Raw genomic sequence first — 13773 nt, 5'->3', positions numbered from 1 at the left:
TTCTTTCCCTTTCGAAGTTCTGAGTGGGTGTCCGGTGCTCAGAGCTCGTCGACGGACGACGGCTCGCGGCGGGACAGGTCGATACCGAGCTCTTCAGCGGCGCGGAAGAACTCCTCCTCGGAGTCCTTCATCTCGACGGCGCTGCCGTCGGCCGAGAGCACTTCGACGTTGAGACACAGCGACTGCATCTCCTTGACGAGAACCTTGAACGACTCGGGGATTCCCGGCTCGGGGACGTTCTCGCCCTTCACGATGGCTTCGTACACCTTGACGCGGCCGACGATGTCGTCGGACTTGATCGTCAGCAGCTCCTGCAGCGCGTAGGCGGCGCCGTAGGCCTCGAGGGCCCAGACCTCCATCTCACCGAAGCGCTGGCCACCGAACTGGGCCTTACCGCCGAGCGGCTGCTGGGTGATCATCGAGTACGGGCCGGTCGAGCGCGCGTGGATCTTGTCGTCGACCAGGTGGTGCAGCTTCAGCATGTACATGTAGCCGACGCTGATCGGGCCGGGGAACTTCTCGCCGGTACGACCGTCGAAGAGCACCGCCTTGCCATCGGGCTGGACCATGCGGTTGCCGTCACGGTTGGGACGCGTGTTGGACAGCAGACCGGAGATCTCGTCCTCGCGCGCACCGTCGAACACCGGGGTGGCGATGTTCGTGTTCGGCGGAGCCGAGTCGGCACCGATCTTGCGCAGGCGCTCGGCCCACTCGTCCTTGACGTCGGCCGGGACTTCCCAGCCCGACTTGGCGATCCAGCCCAGGTGGTTCTCCAGGACCTGGCCGACGTTCATACGACCGGGCACACCGAGCGGGTTCAGGACGATGTCGACCGCCGTGCCGTCCTCGAGGAACGGCATGTCCTCGATGGGCAGGATCTTGGCGATGACGCCCTTGTTGCCGTGACGGCCGGCGAGCTTGTCGCCGTGGCTGATCTTGCGCTTCTGCGCCACGTAGACGCGGACCAGCTGGTTCACGCCGGGGCTGAGCTCGTCACCCTCGGACGCGTCGAAGACGCGCACGCCGATGACGGTGCCGGACTCGCCGTGCGGGACCTTGAGCGAGGTGTCGCGCACCTCGCGCGCCTTCTCGCCGAAGATCGCGCGCAGCAGGCGCTCCTCGGGGGTCAGCTCGGTCTCGCCCTTGGGCGTGACCTTGCCGACGAGGATGTCGCCGTTGCCGACCTCGGCGCCGATGCGGATGATGCCGCGCTCGTCGAGGTTGGCGAGGGTCTCCTCGCTGACGTTCGGGACGTCGCGCGTGATCTCCTCCGGGCCCAGCTTGGTGTCGCGGGCGTCGACCTCGTGCTCCTCGATGTGGATCGAGGTCAGCAGGTCGTCCTGGACGACGCGCTGGGACAGGATGATCGCGTCCTCGTAGTTGTGACCCTGCCACGGCATGAAGGCGACGAGCAGGTTGGTGCCCAGCGCCATCTCGCCGTGATCGGTGCAGGGACCGTCGGCCAGCGGCGTGCCGGCCTCGACGCGCTGCCCCTCGCGGACCAGCGGGCGCTGGTTCGTGCAGGTGCCCTGGTTCGAGCGACGGAACTTCGCCAGGCGGTACGTGGTGTACGTGCCCTCGTCCTCCATGATCTCGACGGAGTCCGCCGAGACCTCCTTGACGACGCCGGGCTTCTTGGCGACGGTGACGTCACCGGCGTCGACGGCGGCACGGTACTCCATGCCGGTGCCGACGAGCGGGGCGTCGTTGCGGATCAGCGGGACGGCCTGACGCTGCATGTTGGCGCCCATGAGCGCGCGGTTCGCGTCGTCGTGCTCGAGGAACGGGATCAGGGCCGTGGCCACCGACACCATCTGGCGCGGCGACACGTCCATGTAGTCGACCTCGGCGGCCGGGCGGAGCTCGGCCTCGCCGCCACGCTGGCGCACCAGCACGGCGTCCTCGGCGAACGAGCCGTCGTCGTTGAGCAGCGAGTTGGCCTGCGCGACGATGTAGCGGTCCTCGTCGGTGGCGGTCAGGTAGTCGATCTGGTCGCTGACCTTGCCGTCGATGACGCGGCGGTACGGCGTCTCGACGAAGCCGAACGGGTTGATCCGACCGAAGGACGCCAGCGAGCCGATCAGACCGATGTTCGGGCCTTCAGGCGTCTCGATGGGGCACATGCGGCCGTAGTGCGACGGGTGGACGTCGCGGACCTCGTAGCCGGCGCGCTCACGCGACAGACCACCCGGGCCGAGGGCCGACAGACGACGCTTGTGCGTCAGGCCCGCGAGCGGGTTGTTCTGGTCCATGAACTGCGAGAGCTGGCTGGTGCCGAAGAACTCCTTCAGCGCCGCGGTGATCGGACGGATGTTGATCAGGGTCTGCGGCGTGATGGCCTCGACGTCCTGGGTCGTCATCCGCTCGCGCACGACGCGCTCCATGCGGGCCAGGCCCGTACGCAGCTGGTTCTGGATGAGCTCGCCCACGGTGCGCATGCGGCGGTTGCCGAAGTGGTCGATGTCGTCGGCCTCGACCGGGATGGTGCCGGCCGGGGTCTCGAGCTCGGTGGCACCGTCGTGCAGCGCGACGACGTAGCGGATCGTGGCGACGACGTCGTCGAGCGTCAGGGTCTGCTGGTCGAAGGCGGCGTCCGTGCCGAGCTTCTTGTTGATCTTGTGACGACCGACCTTGGCCGTGTCGTAGCGCTTCGGGTTGAAGTAGTAGTTCTCCAACAGGGTCTGCGCGGCCTCGACCGACGGCGGCTCGCCCGGACGCAGCTTGCGGTAGATGTCGATGAGCGAGCGACGCGTGACCTCGGCGTCGACCATCTCGTTGGTGACGGCGGCGTCGCGGGCCTTCTTCTCGAGCTCCTCGCGGACGACGTCACTGCGGACGGAGTCCTTCTCCATCGTCAGACGGACGGACTCGTACTGGCCGAACTCCTCGAGGATGCGCTCCTCGGTGAAGCCGAGCGCCTTGAGCAGCATCGTGACGGACTGCTTGCGCTTGCGGTCGAGACGGACGCCGACGATGTCGCGCTTGTCGATCTCGAACTCGAGCCAGGCACCGCGCGAGGGGATGACGCGCGCCGTGAAGATGTCCTTGTCGGACGTCTTGTCGGCGGTGCGCTCGAAGTAGACACCCGGCGAACGGACCAGCTGGGAGACGACGACACGCTCGGTGCCGTTGATGATGAAGGTGCCCTTGTCGGTCATGAGCGGGAACTCGCCCATGAAGACGGTCTGGCTCTTGATCTCGCCGGTCTCGTTGTTCATGAACTCGGCGGTGACGAACAGGGGGGCGGCGTACGTGACGTCGCGATCCTTGCAGTCCTCGACGGAGTACTTGGCCGGCTCGAACCGGTGGTCGCGGAACGACAGGCTCATCGTCTCGGAGAAGTCCTCGATGGGACTGATCTCCTCGAAGATCTCCTCCAGGCCGGACTTGGCCGAGACATCGTTGCGGCCCGCAGCCAGATCGGCTTCGACGCGCTCGCGCCAGGCGTCGCTACCGATCAGCCAGTCGAAGCTGTCGGTCTGCAGGGAGAGGAGCTCGGGAACCTCGAGCGGTTCGGCGATTTTCGCGAAAGAGATACGCGGGTTGCTGCTGTGGTTCGGGTGTGCGGCGGTACGCGAGGCGGCCAAGAGAAGTCCTTCCGAAGGAACTCGCATGCGATGAACGTGGCGGTTCTGTACTCTTCAGTTGTCGACGCGCGGCTCTCGCCGCACGAAGTCACGCGGCTGGTGCCGCGAGCGCGCACGCTTCAGGAGCCCTGTCAAGGCCTGTCCACCACGGACAGCACAGTTTCAGGGCATGGCAAAGTGGGTGCGAACCTTAAGACTAACCCGACGACACACCGATATCAACCCCGGGCCTTGACAAGGCCGACAGGATCGGGGACGATCATTCGTTTCCCCCCTGCCATTGCGGCGAATTCAGCCCATATCAGGTACGCCGAATGCGCCCGCCCCCGGGGGGACGAGCGCATTCTCGGCGGTCTTCTGGTTGAGACCCGCGACCGCTGCCAACGCGGACACGACGAAGCGCCCACCCCGGACGGGGTAGGCGCTTCGCACTGGTGAGCCCCTGCTAACTCGCTGGGGCCGATGTCCTGGAGCGGCGAGCGAGCATCGAAGGTATGGCGGCGATGCCCACCAACAACACGCCGAGATAACTACCTGACGAGTCGGGCAGCGATCCGAGCCCACCCGCGAGCATCCACACCGCGACACCCGCGAGGACGGTCAGGATCATCCGCACCCAACTCACCCTCGCGCTGCGCCGCTCTGCTTCGAGAACCTTGAGCCGGACCAGCAGAATCGCCAGGAATCCGAGCACGACCACCGAAGGCCAGACCATGGGACTCACCTCTGTCAGTTAACGCACTTCGCCGTGCGGCTGTAGACGTACACGCGAAGGTTCTTCTTCGACGACGGGCACATCCCGTACTTGTTCAAGTAGACCAAGGCTGCTGCGGCAATCGCTCCGGCGACCGCGCATGCAACCAGTGTGCCGACGACACAGATGGTCCCGACGATTCCCGCGACGCTCCCGTTGAGCAATGCCTGCTGCCCGCGTCCACGCCGGACTCTGTCGGTCTTGCGCAGATGCGTCAAGGGCTCTGATGCGTCATGGTGCTGATGCGTCAAAGGGGTGAGGAGAACAACGAAGCGCCCACCCCTTCCGGGATGGGCGCTTCGTTCAAGCAGTCAGCCGAAGATCACTTGAGGGTGATCGTGGCGCCGGCGGCCTCGAGGGCCTCCTTCGCCTTCTCGGCGGCGTCCTTGTTGACGCCCTCGAGGATGGCCTTGGGGGCGCTCTCGACGAGGTCCTTGGCCTCCTTCAGGCCCAGGCTCGTGAGGCCGCGGACCTCCTTGATGACCTGGATCTTCTTGTCGCCGGCAGCCTCGAGGACGACGTCGAACTCGTCCTTCTCCTCGGCGGCAGCGGCGTCGCCGCCACCCGCGGGGGCGCCCGCGGCGGCCACGGCCACCGGAGCGGCGGCGGTGACCTCGAAGGTCTCCTCGAACTGCTTCACGAACTCGGAGAGCTCGATCAGCGTCATTTCCTTGAAGGCATCCAGCAGTTCATCGGTGCTCAGCTTCGCCATAGTGGCGTCCTTTCGACAATGAGACCCCGAGGGGGTCCCGATGGTGATCGGGGCGGTTCAGCCCTCGGTGACGTCGGTCTCGACGTTCTCGGTGTCCGACTCGGCCGCGGGGGCCTCGTCGGCAGGTGCCTGCTCGGCGGACTCGGCGGCGGGAGCTCCCGCAGCCAGGACCGACGGATCGGCTTCGGCCTTCGCCTGCAGCGCCGCCATGGTGCGGACCGCCTGCGAGAGCGGGGCGTTGAACAGCCCCGCGGCCTTGGCCAGGTTGGCCTTCAGGCCGCCAGCGAGCATCGCGAGGAGAACCTCACGCGACTCGAGGTCGGCCAGCTTGTTGACCTCGTCCGCGGAGAGCGTCTTCCCATCGAGGAAGCCACCCTTCAGGACGAGAGCGGGGTTAGCCTTCGCGAAGTCACGCAGACCCTTCGCAGCGTCGACCGGATCGCCCGTGATGAAGGCGATCGCGGTGGGACCGGTGAGCAACGACTCGTCGAGCTCGATTCCGGCATCCCGCGCGGCGATCTTGGTCAGCGTGTTCTTGGCGACGGCATAGCTCGCGGCATCGCCAAGCGCGCGCCGCAATTCATGCAGCTGCTTGACGTTGAGGCCGCGGTACTCGGTGAGCACCGCGCCGTTGGACTCGCGGAAGTTGTCCGCGAGCTCGGCGACGGCTGCTGCCTTGTCCGGGCGTGCCATGGGTCTCCTTCACTGTCATGCGAAGACCACCTGGCACGAGAAAAGCGTCCTGTGCGCAGGCACAGGACGCTCGGTGTGAACGCAGGGACGAACCCTGATCTGAACCTACGCAGGCCACCCTCTCGGGCGCTTCGGGTGACTCGTGGGAGACACCACCGGCGGTCTTCGGCTCGACCAGTCTAGGCGGACCGGTGCCGCAACTCCAAATCGGTGCGCTCAGCTGCGCGCGGCACCGAGGCCGGCAAGGGGCGTGAGGGCACTGCTGTCGGTGATCTCCGACTTCGGCGGGGCCTCGACCTCGACGGGCTCGCCCCACTTCGACCAGTCGATCGTCACGGGGTCGACGCCGAAGTCCATCGTCATCTGACGCATGAGGTCGTCGGAGCCGACCAGGAGCGTGTACTCGATCTGCTCGGGGACGGAGGCCTTCGACCCCGCCGACCCCGCGGGCTGCTTCTTCATCACCTTGGTCGTGTCGAGCACGAGCCGCAGCTTCGTGGTCTCGACGCCGTCGACGGTGCCGCCGTCACCCTGGTTCTCGAACTCCACCAGGGCCGAGCGGAAGGTCTTCAACTGTTCCGTCGGGTCGATCTGGCCGGTCAGGGAGCCGTACTGACGGGCCAGCGGGTTCTTCGGGTCGGTGAGGTCGACCTTGACGAACTTGCCCTGGCTCATGGCGCCGAGATTGAGGTAGGCGACGCCGTCGACCATCCGCAACTCCATCGCCATCTGGCCGACGTCCATCGTCAGGCGGGTGCGCGCGTCCTGGACGTCCTCGCCGAGCTGCACGTCCCCGTCGAGCGACATGCTGCGACCGTTCGCGTCCGTCGACATCTGCAGGTGCGTGCTGCCGGCCTTCGCCTGGGCGGCGCCGATCCGCTCGACGAAGTTGTCGCGGGTCAGCTCGGCAGGGCTGTCGGCGGCGGGCTCCACCGCGGCGGACGGTGACGCGGACACGGTGGCGGCAGCAGGCGTGGCGTCATCACCACCGGATCCCCCGCAGGCGGCGGACAGGACCAGCAGCGTGGCGGCGGGCAGGATCGCGAGCGACTTCCTCATGGGCCGAGACTACCCGCGCGTGCCCCAACTTCGGCCGGTTCACGACGACTGCCCCACACGACGACGACGCCGCCTCCCCGAAGGGAGACGGCGTCGTTCGTGGAGCTGGTGGCTCAGGCCTCGTCGTCGGACGCGAAGTTGCGCGTGCGCGACGGATCGACCGGGATGCCGGGGCCGTTCGTCGTGGAGATCGTGGCCTTCTTGATGTAGCGGCCCTTCGAGCTGGCCGGCTTCAGACGCAGGATTTCCTCGATCGCCGTGCCGTAGTTCTCGGCGAGCTGCTCGGCGCTGAACGACGCCTTGCCCACCACGAAGTGCACGTTGGCGTGACGATCGACGCGGAACTCGATCTTGCCGCCCTTGATGTCGCCGACGGCCTTCGCGACGTCCGTCGTGACGGTGCCGGTCTTGGGGTTCGGCATCAGGTTGCGCGGACCGAGGACGCGGCCGAGGCGACCGACCTTGCCCATCATGTCCGGCGTGGCGACGACGGCGTCGAAGTCGAGCCAGCCCTCGTTGATCTTGTCGACGAGCTCGTCGGAGCCGACGAAGTCGGCGCCGGCCTCACGAGCGGCATCGGCGTTGGCGCCGGTGGCGAAGACCAGGACCCGGGCGGTCTTGCCGGTCCCGTGCGGCAGGTTGACGGTGCCGCGCACCATCTGGTCGGCCTTACGGGGATCGACGCCGAGACGCACGACGGCGTCGACGGTCGAGTCGTACTTCTTGGAGCCGGACTCCTTGGCCAGAGTCGTGGCCTGCAGGGGCGTGTAGAGCGCGTCGCGATCGATCTTCTCGGCGACGGCGCGGTACGCCTTGCTGTGCTGTGTCATGACTGGTTCCTTACTTCTTCAAGACATTGCTGTCTGTTGCTACCAGGTGTGGTGCGGGCCCAGCTGGCCCTCCCACGGGGGATCGGCGGTCGGGAGACCACCGGGGTGATCAGTTGTCGACGGTGACGCCCATGGAGCGGGCGGTTCCCTCGACGATCTTCATCGCGCCATCGATGTCGTTGGCGTTGATGTCGGGCATCTTGGTCTGGGCGATCTCGCGCACCTGGTCCCGGGTCAGCTTGCCGACCTTGTCGGAGTTCGGGGTGGACGAGCCCTTGGCCAGACCGGCGGCCTTCTTGATCAGCTCAGCGGCCGGCGGCGTCTTGGTGACGAACGTGAACGAGCGATCTTCGTAGATCGTGATCTCGACGGGGATGACGTTGCCGGCCATGGACTCGGTCTGGGCGTTGTACGCCTTGCAGAAGTCCATGATGTTGACGCCGTGCGGGCCGAGCGCGGTACCGACGGGCGGTGCCGGGTTGGCCTTGCCGGCCTGCAGCTGCACCTTGACGACAGCCGCGACCTTCTTCTTGGGAGGCATTTCGGGTCCTTCTTACTGTGTTGTTCGTTCTGTGTCCGACGCCGCTCGTTCATGCGACGCCGGGACCTTCGATCGCGGGGCGATCAAACCTTCTGGATGTAGTCGAACGGCAGCTCGACCGAGGTCTCGCGGCCGAAGATCTCGACGAGGCCCTTGACCTTCTGGCCGTCGATGTTGATCTCGGTCACGGTCGCGTGCAGCGTCGCGAAGGGGCCGTCGATGACGAGCACCGAGTCGCCGGGGGCGAAATCGCTGAACTCGACACGGGCCTGGGCGGGCTGCTGCGGCTCGGCCGCGGCGGTGGCCGCCTCGGCAGCGGCCTCGGCCTCGACGGCCGGGGCGAGCATCTTCTCGACCTCGGACAGGCTCAGCGGCACCGGCTGGTGCGTGTTGCCGACGAAGCCGGTGACCGACGGGGTGTGGCGCACGACGCCCCACGAGTCGTCGGTCAGGTCCATGCGCACGAGCACGTAGCCCGGAAGCACGGTGCGACGGACCAGCTTGCGCTGACCGTTCTTGATCTCGGCGACCTCTTCGGTCGGCACGACGATCTCGTGGATGTAGTCCTCGGCGTTGAGCGCGACCTTGCGGTTCTCGAGGTTCTGCTGGACGCGCTTCTCCATGCCGGCGTACGTGTGGATCACGTACCAGTCGCCGGGCTGGCTCCAGAGCCGGTCGCGGAACTCCTGCAGCGGGTCGGAGGCCTTCTCGGCCTCGTCCTCGGCGGGGGTCTCGTCAGCCTCGGCCTGGTCGGTCTCGGCCTGGTCGGAGTCGGAGGCGTCCGCCTCGACGGCAGCCTCGTCCACGCTGTCGGTGTCGGCAGCGGTCTCGTCGGCCGACACCTCGTCGGTGGACGTCTCGTCCACGGTGGCGTCGGTCTCGTCGAATGCGGAGGTCACGAAGTTCAGTCCTTGGGTTAGGCGAAGATCTGGAACATGGCCTTGCCGAACCCGAAGTCCAGCGCGGCGACGAACGCCATCATGATCAACACGAAGACGAGCACGACGAAGAAGTAATTGACGACCTGCGGGCGGGTCGGCCAGACCACCTTGCGCAGCTCGGCGACCACCTGGCGGTAGAACGTGAGCGGGGACGTGCGCTTGGTGCGCGTCCCGGCCAGTTCGTGATTCTCGCTCACGGTGCTCCTTCGTCGAACGTCGTCGGCCCGGGGGCCGACCTTGCAGGGCACGAGGGACTTGAACCCCCAACCTTCGGTTTTGGAGACCGATGCGCTACCAGTTGCGCCAGTGCCCTTCGCCCGATTCCGGGCATGACGAAACAGGGTAGTTTCGCCGGTTTCCTCAAGTGTACGCGGCCGGGCCGAGAAAGCGAAACTCGGCCCCGCGGGATGCTCGTCGGCCGCGCCGCCGAGGCCGTGACAGCATGGCGGTGTGCGGCCATTGACGACGTTGCCCAAGGCTCATCTGCACCTGCATTTCACGGGCTCGATGCGCCACGGAACGCTCATCGAGCTGGCCGAGCGCGACGGCGTGCACCTGCCCGCCGCCCTCGTGGAGGAGTGGCCCCCGCGACTGTCCGGGGCCGACGAGAAGGGTTGGTTCCGCTTCCAGCGACTCTACGACGTCGCGCGCTCGGTCCTGCGCACGGAGGACGACGTGCGCCGGCTCGTGCGCGAGGCCGCCGAGGACGACGCCGCCGACGGCTCCGTCTGGACCGAGATCCAGGTCGACCCCTCCGGCTACGCGGCCCGGTTCGGCGGCATCACGGCGTTCACCGACCTGGTCATCGACGCCGTCCGCGACGCGTCGGCGCGCACCGGGCTGGGCATGAGCGTGATCGTCGCGGCCAACCGCACCCGCCATCCGCTCGACGCACGCACGCTGGCGCGCCTGGCCGCCCAGTACGCCGGTCGCGGGGTGCACGGGTTCGGGCTCTCCAACGACGAGCGCCGCGGCGACACCGCCTCCTTCGCGCCGGCGTTCGCGATCGCCCGGCGCGCCGGCCTCGTGCTGGCGCCCCACGCGGGCGAGCTGCGCGGCCCCGACCACGTCCGCCAGTGCCTGACCCACCTGGAGCCGAACCGGCTCGGCCACGGCGTCCGCGCCGTGGAGGACCCGCGCCTGCTCGAGTCGCTCGCGGCATCCGGGATCGCCCTGGAGGTGTGTCCCGCCTCGAACGTCGCCCTGGGCGTCTACGGGACGATCGACGAGGTGCCGGTGCGTGACCTCATGGCGTCGGGCGTGCAGATCGCCCTGGGGGCCGACGACCCGTTGCTGTTCGGCACCCGCTTGGCGGGCCAGTACGCCCTCCTGCGAGCCGCGCAGAACTTCAGTGACCAGGAGTTGGCCGACCTCGCACAACGGTCGCTGCGGGCCTCCATGGCGCCCGAGGACCTGCGTACCCGCGCGCTGCAGGGTGTCGAGGCCTGGCTGGCCGACGAACGTGGAACGATGACGCCATGAGCGAGAACCAGCCGCCGTCGTATCCCGGCGAGCCGTCCGGCGAGCAGCCGCACGATCCCCAGCCGAGCTCCGAGCAGCCCACGTACCCCGGTCAGCAGCAGCCCTACCCCGGCCAGCAGCAGCCCTACGGTGCCCAGCAGCCCCAGCCCGGCCAGTACCCGGTCGCGGGACAGCAGTGGGGCACTCCCCCGCCGAAGCACCCCAAGGCCACCCTGATCCTGATCCTGGGCATCCTCGGCCTGATCGTGTGCGGGGCGCTCGCCCCGTTCGCGTGGGTCATGGGCAACCGCGTCGTCGCCGAGATCGACGCCAACCCCGGCGTCTACGAGGGCCGCGGCGAGGCGCAGGCGGGCCGCATCCTGGGCATCATCGGCTCCGTGATGCTGATCCTGGCCGTCCTCGCGTTCGCCTTAATCATCACGATCGCCATCATCGGCATCGCCAGCTCGTCGACCTCGTCGGGCACGGACTACTCCGGCGTGTCGCTCGTCTCGCTGTTCTGAGTCGCCGTCGGCGGCGTCCTACACCAGGGCGTCGCCGACGAGCACCGGCTCGTTGACGAGCCGGATCCCGAACGTGCGCTCGACGCCGTCGCGCACCTCTCGCGCCAGGTCGAGCAGCTCGGCGGTCGTGCCGCCGCCGCGGTTCGTCAGCGCCAGCACATGCTTGCCGGACAGGCCCACCGCACCGCGGGCGAACCCCTTGGCGAAGCCGGCATGGTCGATCAGCCACGCCGCGCTGGTCTTGACGGTGCCGTCCGGCTGCTCGAAGCGCGGCGCCTCGTCGGGCAGGGCCGCCGCGGCGTCCGCGGACAGGATCGGATTGGTGAAGAACGATCCCGCACTCCACGTGTCGTGATCGTCGGCGTCGAGCACCATGCCCTTGCCACGACGCAGCTCCAGCACCGTCTCGCGCACCTGCTGCAGCGGGGCCCGCTCACCGGTCTCGACACCGAGACGCCGGGCCAGCTCGCCGTAGCGCACGGGCGCGCTCAGCCCTCCGGCGAAGCGGAACTGGAACGCGACCGTCAGGACCACGAACCGGTCGGGCTCGCCCTTGAAGCGGCTGTGGCGGTACGCGAACCCCAGGTCCGTGAACATGATCGTGCGCACCCGCTTCTCGTGGCGGTCCCACGTGCGGACGCTGACGATCGTGTCGGCCACCTCCTGGCCGTAGGCGCCGACGTTCTGGATCGGCGTGGCACCGACCGACCCGGGGATGCCCGAGAGCGCCTCGACGCCCTCCCAGTCGTGCTCGACGACGTGGGCGACGAACGCGTCCCAGTCCTCGCCGGCGGCGACGGTGACCATCGCGCCACTGCACGCATCGGCCGAGACGTCGATGCCGCGGGTGCGGACCAGCACGACGGTGCCGTCGAAGCCGGCGTCGGAGACGACCAGGTTGCTGCCACCGCCGACCAGCAGGACCGGCTCGCCGGCCTCGTCGGCGGCGCGGACCGCGTCGATCAACTCGGCCTCCGAGGTCGCCTCGACCACGGTCCGTGCGGGGCCGCCCAGGCGCAGCGTGGTGACCTCGGACAAGTCCATACGGGTGACGCTAGCAGTCACGGGAGGACCCCTTTCTGAACGCCGAAGACCCCCGCGCCGGCAGGCACGGGGGTCGTCGCAGGAGAAACGTCAGCGCGTCTCGCGGTGCGCCTGGTGGGCGTTGCAGCGCGCGCAGTACTTCTTGACCTCGAGGCGATCGGGGTCGTTGCGACGGTTCTTCTTCGTGATGTAGTTGCGTTCCTTGCACTCGGTGCAGGCCAAGGTGATCTTGGGACGAACGTCGGAGCTCTTGCTGGCCACGGTGTGCCTCTTCTGGTCGTGCCCTTGCGAACGGGCTTCGTTTCTTGCCTTTGTCGGTAGCTGGGGCGGGACTCGAACCCGCGACCCCACGATTATGAGTCGTGTGCTCTAACCACCTGAGCTACCCAGCCGTGGAGCGACGAGTCACCCCGCCTCTCAGAGCCCCTTTACGGAATCGAACCGTAGACCTTTTCCTTACCATGGAAACGCTCTGCCGACTGAGCTAAAGGGGCAAGCCGACAAGTAAAGATACCGGGTCAGGTGCCGGGTTCCCAAATCGGGGTGGGCACTTGTTCGGCGCCCCCTGCAATCGCAGGCATTATCGGGCGGCCCGGGCGAGCCTCGACGGCCACGAGGGACCGCCGTAGACGAACCCGGTGTACCCCTGGACGAGGTCCGCGCCCGCCTCGATGCGGGCCCTGACATCGGCCTCGTCGGTCACTCCCCCGACGCCGATCAGGGTCAGCCCGTCACCCGCGCGCGAGCGGATCGCGCGCAGCACCTCGAGCGCACGGTCGGCCAGCACCGGGCCGGACAGTCCGCCCGCACCCGCGGCCTCCACGATCGACCGCGGCGTCCGCAGGTCGTCGGGGCGCGCGATCGTGGTGTTCGTGGCGCTGATGCCGTCCAGGCCCAACGCCAGCACGAGGTCCGTCACCCGGTCGACGTCCTCGTCGGCCAGGTCCGGCGCGATCTTGACCACGAGCGGCACCCGACCGGCGTGGTTCCCGTCGGCGACGGCCTTGACGGCGGCGAGGATCGGCTCGAGGGACTCGACGGCCTGCAGGTCCCGCAGGCCGGGCGTGTTGGGGCTGGACACGTTGACGACGAGGTAGTCCGCGTAGGGCGCGAGCAGCCGGGCGCTCTCGACGTAGTCCTGCGCGGCGTGCTCGGCCGGCACGACCTTGGTCTTGCCGATGTTGACGCCGATCACCGCACGCCGGCCGGCGGCCGTGCCGCGCAGCCGGTGCAGTCGCGACGCGACCACCGCCGCGCCGTCGTTGTTGAAGCCCATCCGGTTGACGATGGCGTGGTCGTCGACGAGGCGGAACAGCCGAGGCCGCTCGTTGCCCGGCTGCGGCTTGGCCGTGACGGTGCCGATCTCGACGTGCCCGAACCCCAGGGCCAGCAGGCCGAGGACACCGCGAGCGTTCTTGTCGAAGCCGGCCGCCAGGCCGAAGCGGTGCGGGAACTCGATCCCCATGACGGTGACCGGGCTGGGCTCGACGCGGTAGGCCAGCCGCGTCACGGGCCGTCCGGCGCGGATCGCGGCGAAGGCCCGTTCGTGGATCCGCTCGGGATCCATGCGGGCGAAGACGGAGTCGAACAGTGCGTCGTAGGCCACGGCCCTCAGCGTAGGACACGG

14 protein-coding genes and 3 tRNA genes are annotated in these 13773 nt (G+C 68.1%); 2 read left to right on the top strand and 15 right to left on the bottom strand.

The window, feature by feature from the left end; translation table 11 throughout:
- Positions 1–38 precede the first annotated feature (38 nt).
- The 10 genes from rpoB to H9L21_RS02230 form a co-directional block, all read right to left on the bottom strand.
- On the bottom strand, positions 39–3587 hold the full coding sequence (gene rpoB, locus H9L21_RS02275; RefSeq protein WP_154595860.1) for a DNA-directed RNA polymerase subunit beta: 3549 nt from the start codon (positions 3585–3587) through the stop codon (positions 39–41).
- Positions 3588–4032: 445 nt separating this feature from the next.
- A complete protein-coding gene (locus H9L21_RS02270) occupies positions 4033–4302 on the bottom strand; it encodes a hypothetical protein (protein WP_154595861.1) in 270 nt (89 codons plus the stop codon).
- Between the two features lie 361 nt (positions 4303–4663).
- Positions 4664–5053 (bottom strand): 50S ribosomal protein L7/L12, encoded by a 390-nt coding sequence (gene rplL / locus H9L21_RS02265; RefSeq protein WP_154595862.1) that lies wholly within the window; start codon positions 5051–5053, stop codon positions 4664–4666.
- A 57-nt stretch (positions 5054–5110) separates the two neighbouring features.
- Positions 5111–5746 (bottom strand): 50S ribosomal protein L10, encoded by a 636-nt coding sequence (rplJ, locus tag H9L21_RS02260; protein WP_154595863.1) that lies wholly within the window; start codon positions 5744–5746, stop codon positions 5111–5113.
- 216 nt (positions 5747–5962) lie between these two features.
- Complete coding sequence (locus H9L21_RS02255; RefSeq protein ID WP_154595864.1) at positions 5963–6805, bottom strand: SCO4651 family lipoprotein; 843 nt, start codon at positions 6803–6805, stop codon at positions 5963–5965.
- Between the two features lie 113 nt (positions 6806–6918).
- Positions 6919–7635, bottom strand: a complete 717-nt coding sequence (gene rplA, locus H9L21_RS02250) for a 50S ribosomal protein L1 (protein ID WP_154595865.1) — start codon at positions 7633–7635, stop codon at positions 6919–6921.
- Between the two features lie 109 nt (positions 7636–7744).
- The gene (gene rplK / locus H9L21_RS02245) at positions 7745–8176 is read right to left on the bottom strand and encodes a 50S ribosomal protein L11 (protein WP_154595866.1); all 432 of its coding nucleotides are present in this window, start codon (positions 8174–8176) and stop codon (positions 7745–7747) included.
- Positions 8177–8259: 83 nt separating this feature from the next.
- Positions 8260–9075: a transcription termination/antitermination protein NusG gene (gene nusG / locus H9L21_RS02240; RefSeq protein WP_222865827.1), complete on the bottom strand. Its 816-nt coding sequence runs from the start codon at positions 9073–9075 to the stop codon at positions 8260–8262.
- Between the two features lie 17 nt (positions 9076–9092).
- Complete coding sequence (gene secE, locus H9L21_RS02235; protein ID WP_187411931.1) at positions 9093–9314, bottom strand: preprotein translocase subunit SecE; 222 nt, start codon at positions 9312–9314, stop codon at positions 9093–9095.
- Positions 9315–9357: 43 nt separating this feature from the next.
- Positions 9358–9430: transfer RNA gene (locus H9L21_RS02230), tRNA-Trp, on the bottom strand.
- 137 nt (positions 9431–9567) lie between these two features.
- Between H9L21_RS02230 and H9L21_RS02225 the strand changes: the two genes are divergently transcribed.
- Both H9L21_RS02225 and H9L21_RS02220 read left to right on the top strand, forming a co-directional pair.
- Positions 9568–10599, top strand: a complete 1032-nt coding sequence (locus H9L21_RS02225; RefSeq protein ID WP_187411720.1) for an adenosine deaminase — start codon at positions 9568–9570, stop codon at positions 10597–10599.
- Complete coding sequence (locus tag H9L21_RS02220) at positions 10596–11102, top strand: DUF4190 domain-containing protein (protein ID WP_187411719.1); 507 nt, start codon at positions 10596–10598, stop codon at positions 11100–11102. Before H9L21_RS02225 ends, H9L21_RS02220 begins: the two co-directional genes overlap by 4 nt.
- An 18-nt stretch (positions 11103–11120) precedes the next feature.
- On the opposite strand, the gene H9L21_RS02215 is transcribed toward H9L21_RS02220, so the two are convergent.
- The 5 genes from H9L21_RS02215 to H9L21_RS02195 all read right to left on the bottom strand — a co-directional run bounded on the left by H9L21_RS02215 (position 11121) and on the right by H9L21_RS02195 (position 13752).
- Positions 11121–12146 (bottom strand): UDP-N-acetylmuramate dehydrogenase, encoded by a 1026-nt coding sequence (locus H9L21_RS02215; protein WP_154595867.1) that lies wholly within the window; start codon positions 12144–12146, stop codon positions 11121–11123.
- A 90-nt stretch (positions 12147–12236) separates the two neighbouring features.
- Positions 12237–12407 carry a 50S ribosomal protein L33 gene (gene rpmG, locus H9L21_RS02210; RefSeq protein WP_078699153.1) on the bottom strand — a complete coding sequence of 57 codons (171 nt, stop codon included), beginning with the start codon at positions 12405–12407 and terminating at the stop codon, positions 12237–12239.
- A gap of 57 nt (positions 12408–12464) precedes the next feature.
- A tRNA-Met gene (locus tag H9L21_RS02205) sits at positions 12465–12538 on the bottom strand.
- A gap of 29 nt (positions 12539–12567) precedes the next feature.
- A tRNA-Thr gene (locus H9L21_RS02200) sits at positions 12568–12640 on the bottom strand.
- An 86-nt stretch (positions 12641–12726) separates the two neighbouring features.
- Positions 12727–13752 carry a quinone-dependent dihydroorotate dehydrogenase gene (locus H9L21_RS02195; protein WP_187411718.1) on the bottom strand — a complete coding sequence of 342 codons (1026 nt, stop codon included), beginning with the start codon at positions 13750–13752 and terminating at the stop codon, positions 12727–12729.
- Positions 13753–13773: the final 21 nt, after the last annotated feature.

The sequence above is a fragment of the Aeromicrobium senzhongii genome (assembly GCF_014334735.1).
GTDB lineage: Bacteria > Actinomycetota > Actinomycetes > Propionibacteriales > Nocardioidaceae > Aeromicrobium > Aeromicrobium senzhongii.
This window is presented reverse-complemented; position numbering and strand designations above follow the sequence as displayed.

What these genes read in the sequence shown, in the direction of transcription:
- H9L21_RS02215 (WP_154595867.1), bottom strand. Translation starts at nt 12,146, where the DNA reads ATGGACTTGTCCGAGGTCACCACGCTGCGCCTGGGCGGCCCCGCACGG.
- rplA (WP_154595865.1), bottom strand. Translation starts at nt 7,635, where the DNA reads ATGACACAGCACAGCAAGGCGTACCGCGCCGTCGCCGAGAAGATCGAT.
- H9L21_RS02270 (WP_154595861.1), bottom strand. Translation starts at nt 4,302, where the DNA reads ATGGTCTGGCCTTCGGTGGTCGTGCTCGGATTCCTGGCGATTCTGCTG.
- H9L21_RS02255 (WP_154595864.1), bottom strand. Translation starts at nt 6,805, where the DNA reads ATGAGGAAGTCGCTCGCGATCCTGCCCGCCGCCACGCTGCTGGTCCTG.
- rplL (WP_154595862.1), bottom strand. Translation starts at nt 5,053, where the DNA reads ATGGCGAAGCTGAGCACCGATGAACTGCTGGATGCCTTCAAGGAAATG.
- H9L21_RS02220 (WP_187411719.1), top strand. Translation starts at nt 10,596, where the DNA reads ATGAGCGAGAACCAGCCGCCGTCGTATCCCGGCGAGCCGTCCGGCGAG.
- rplK (WP_154595866.1), bottom strand. Translation starts at nt 8,176, where the DNA reads ATGCCTCCCAAGAAGAAGGTCGCGGCTGTCGTCAAGGTGCAGCTGCAG.
- rplJ (WP_154595863.1), bottom strand. Translation starts at nt 5,746, where the DNA reads ATGGCACGCCCGGACAAGGCAGCAGCCGTCGCCGAGCTCGCGGACAAC.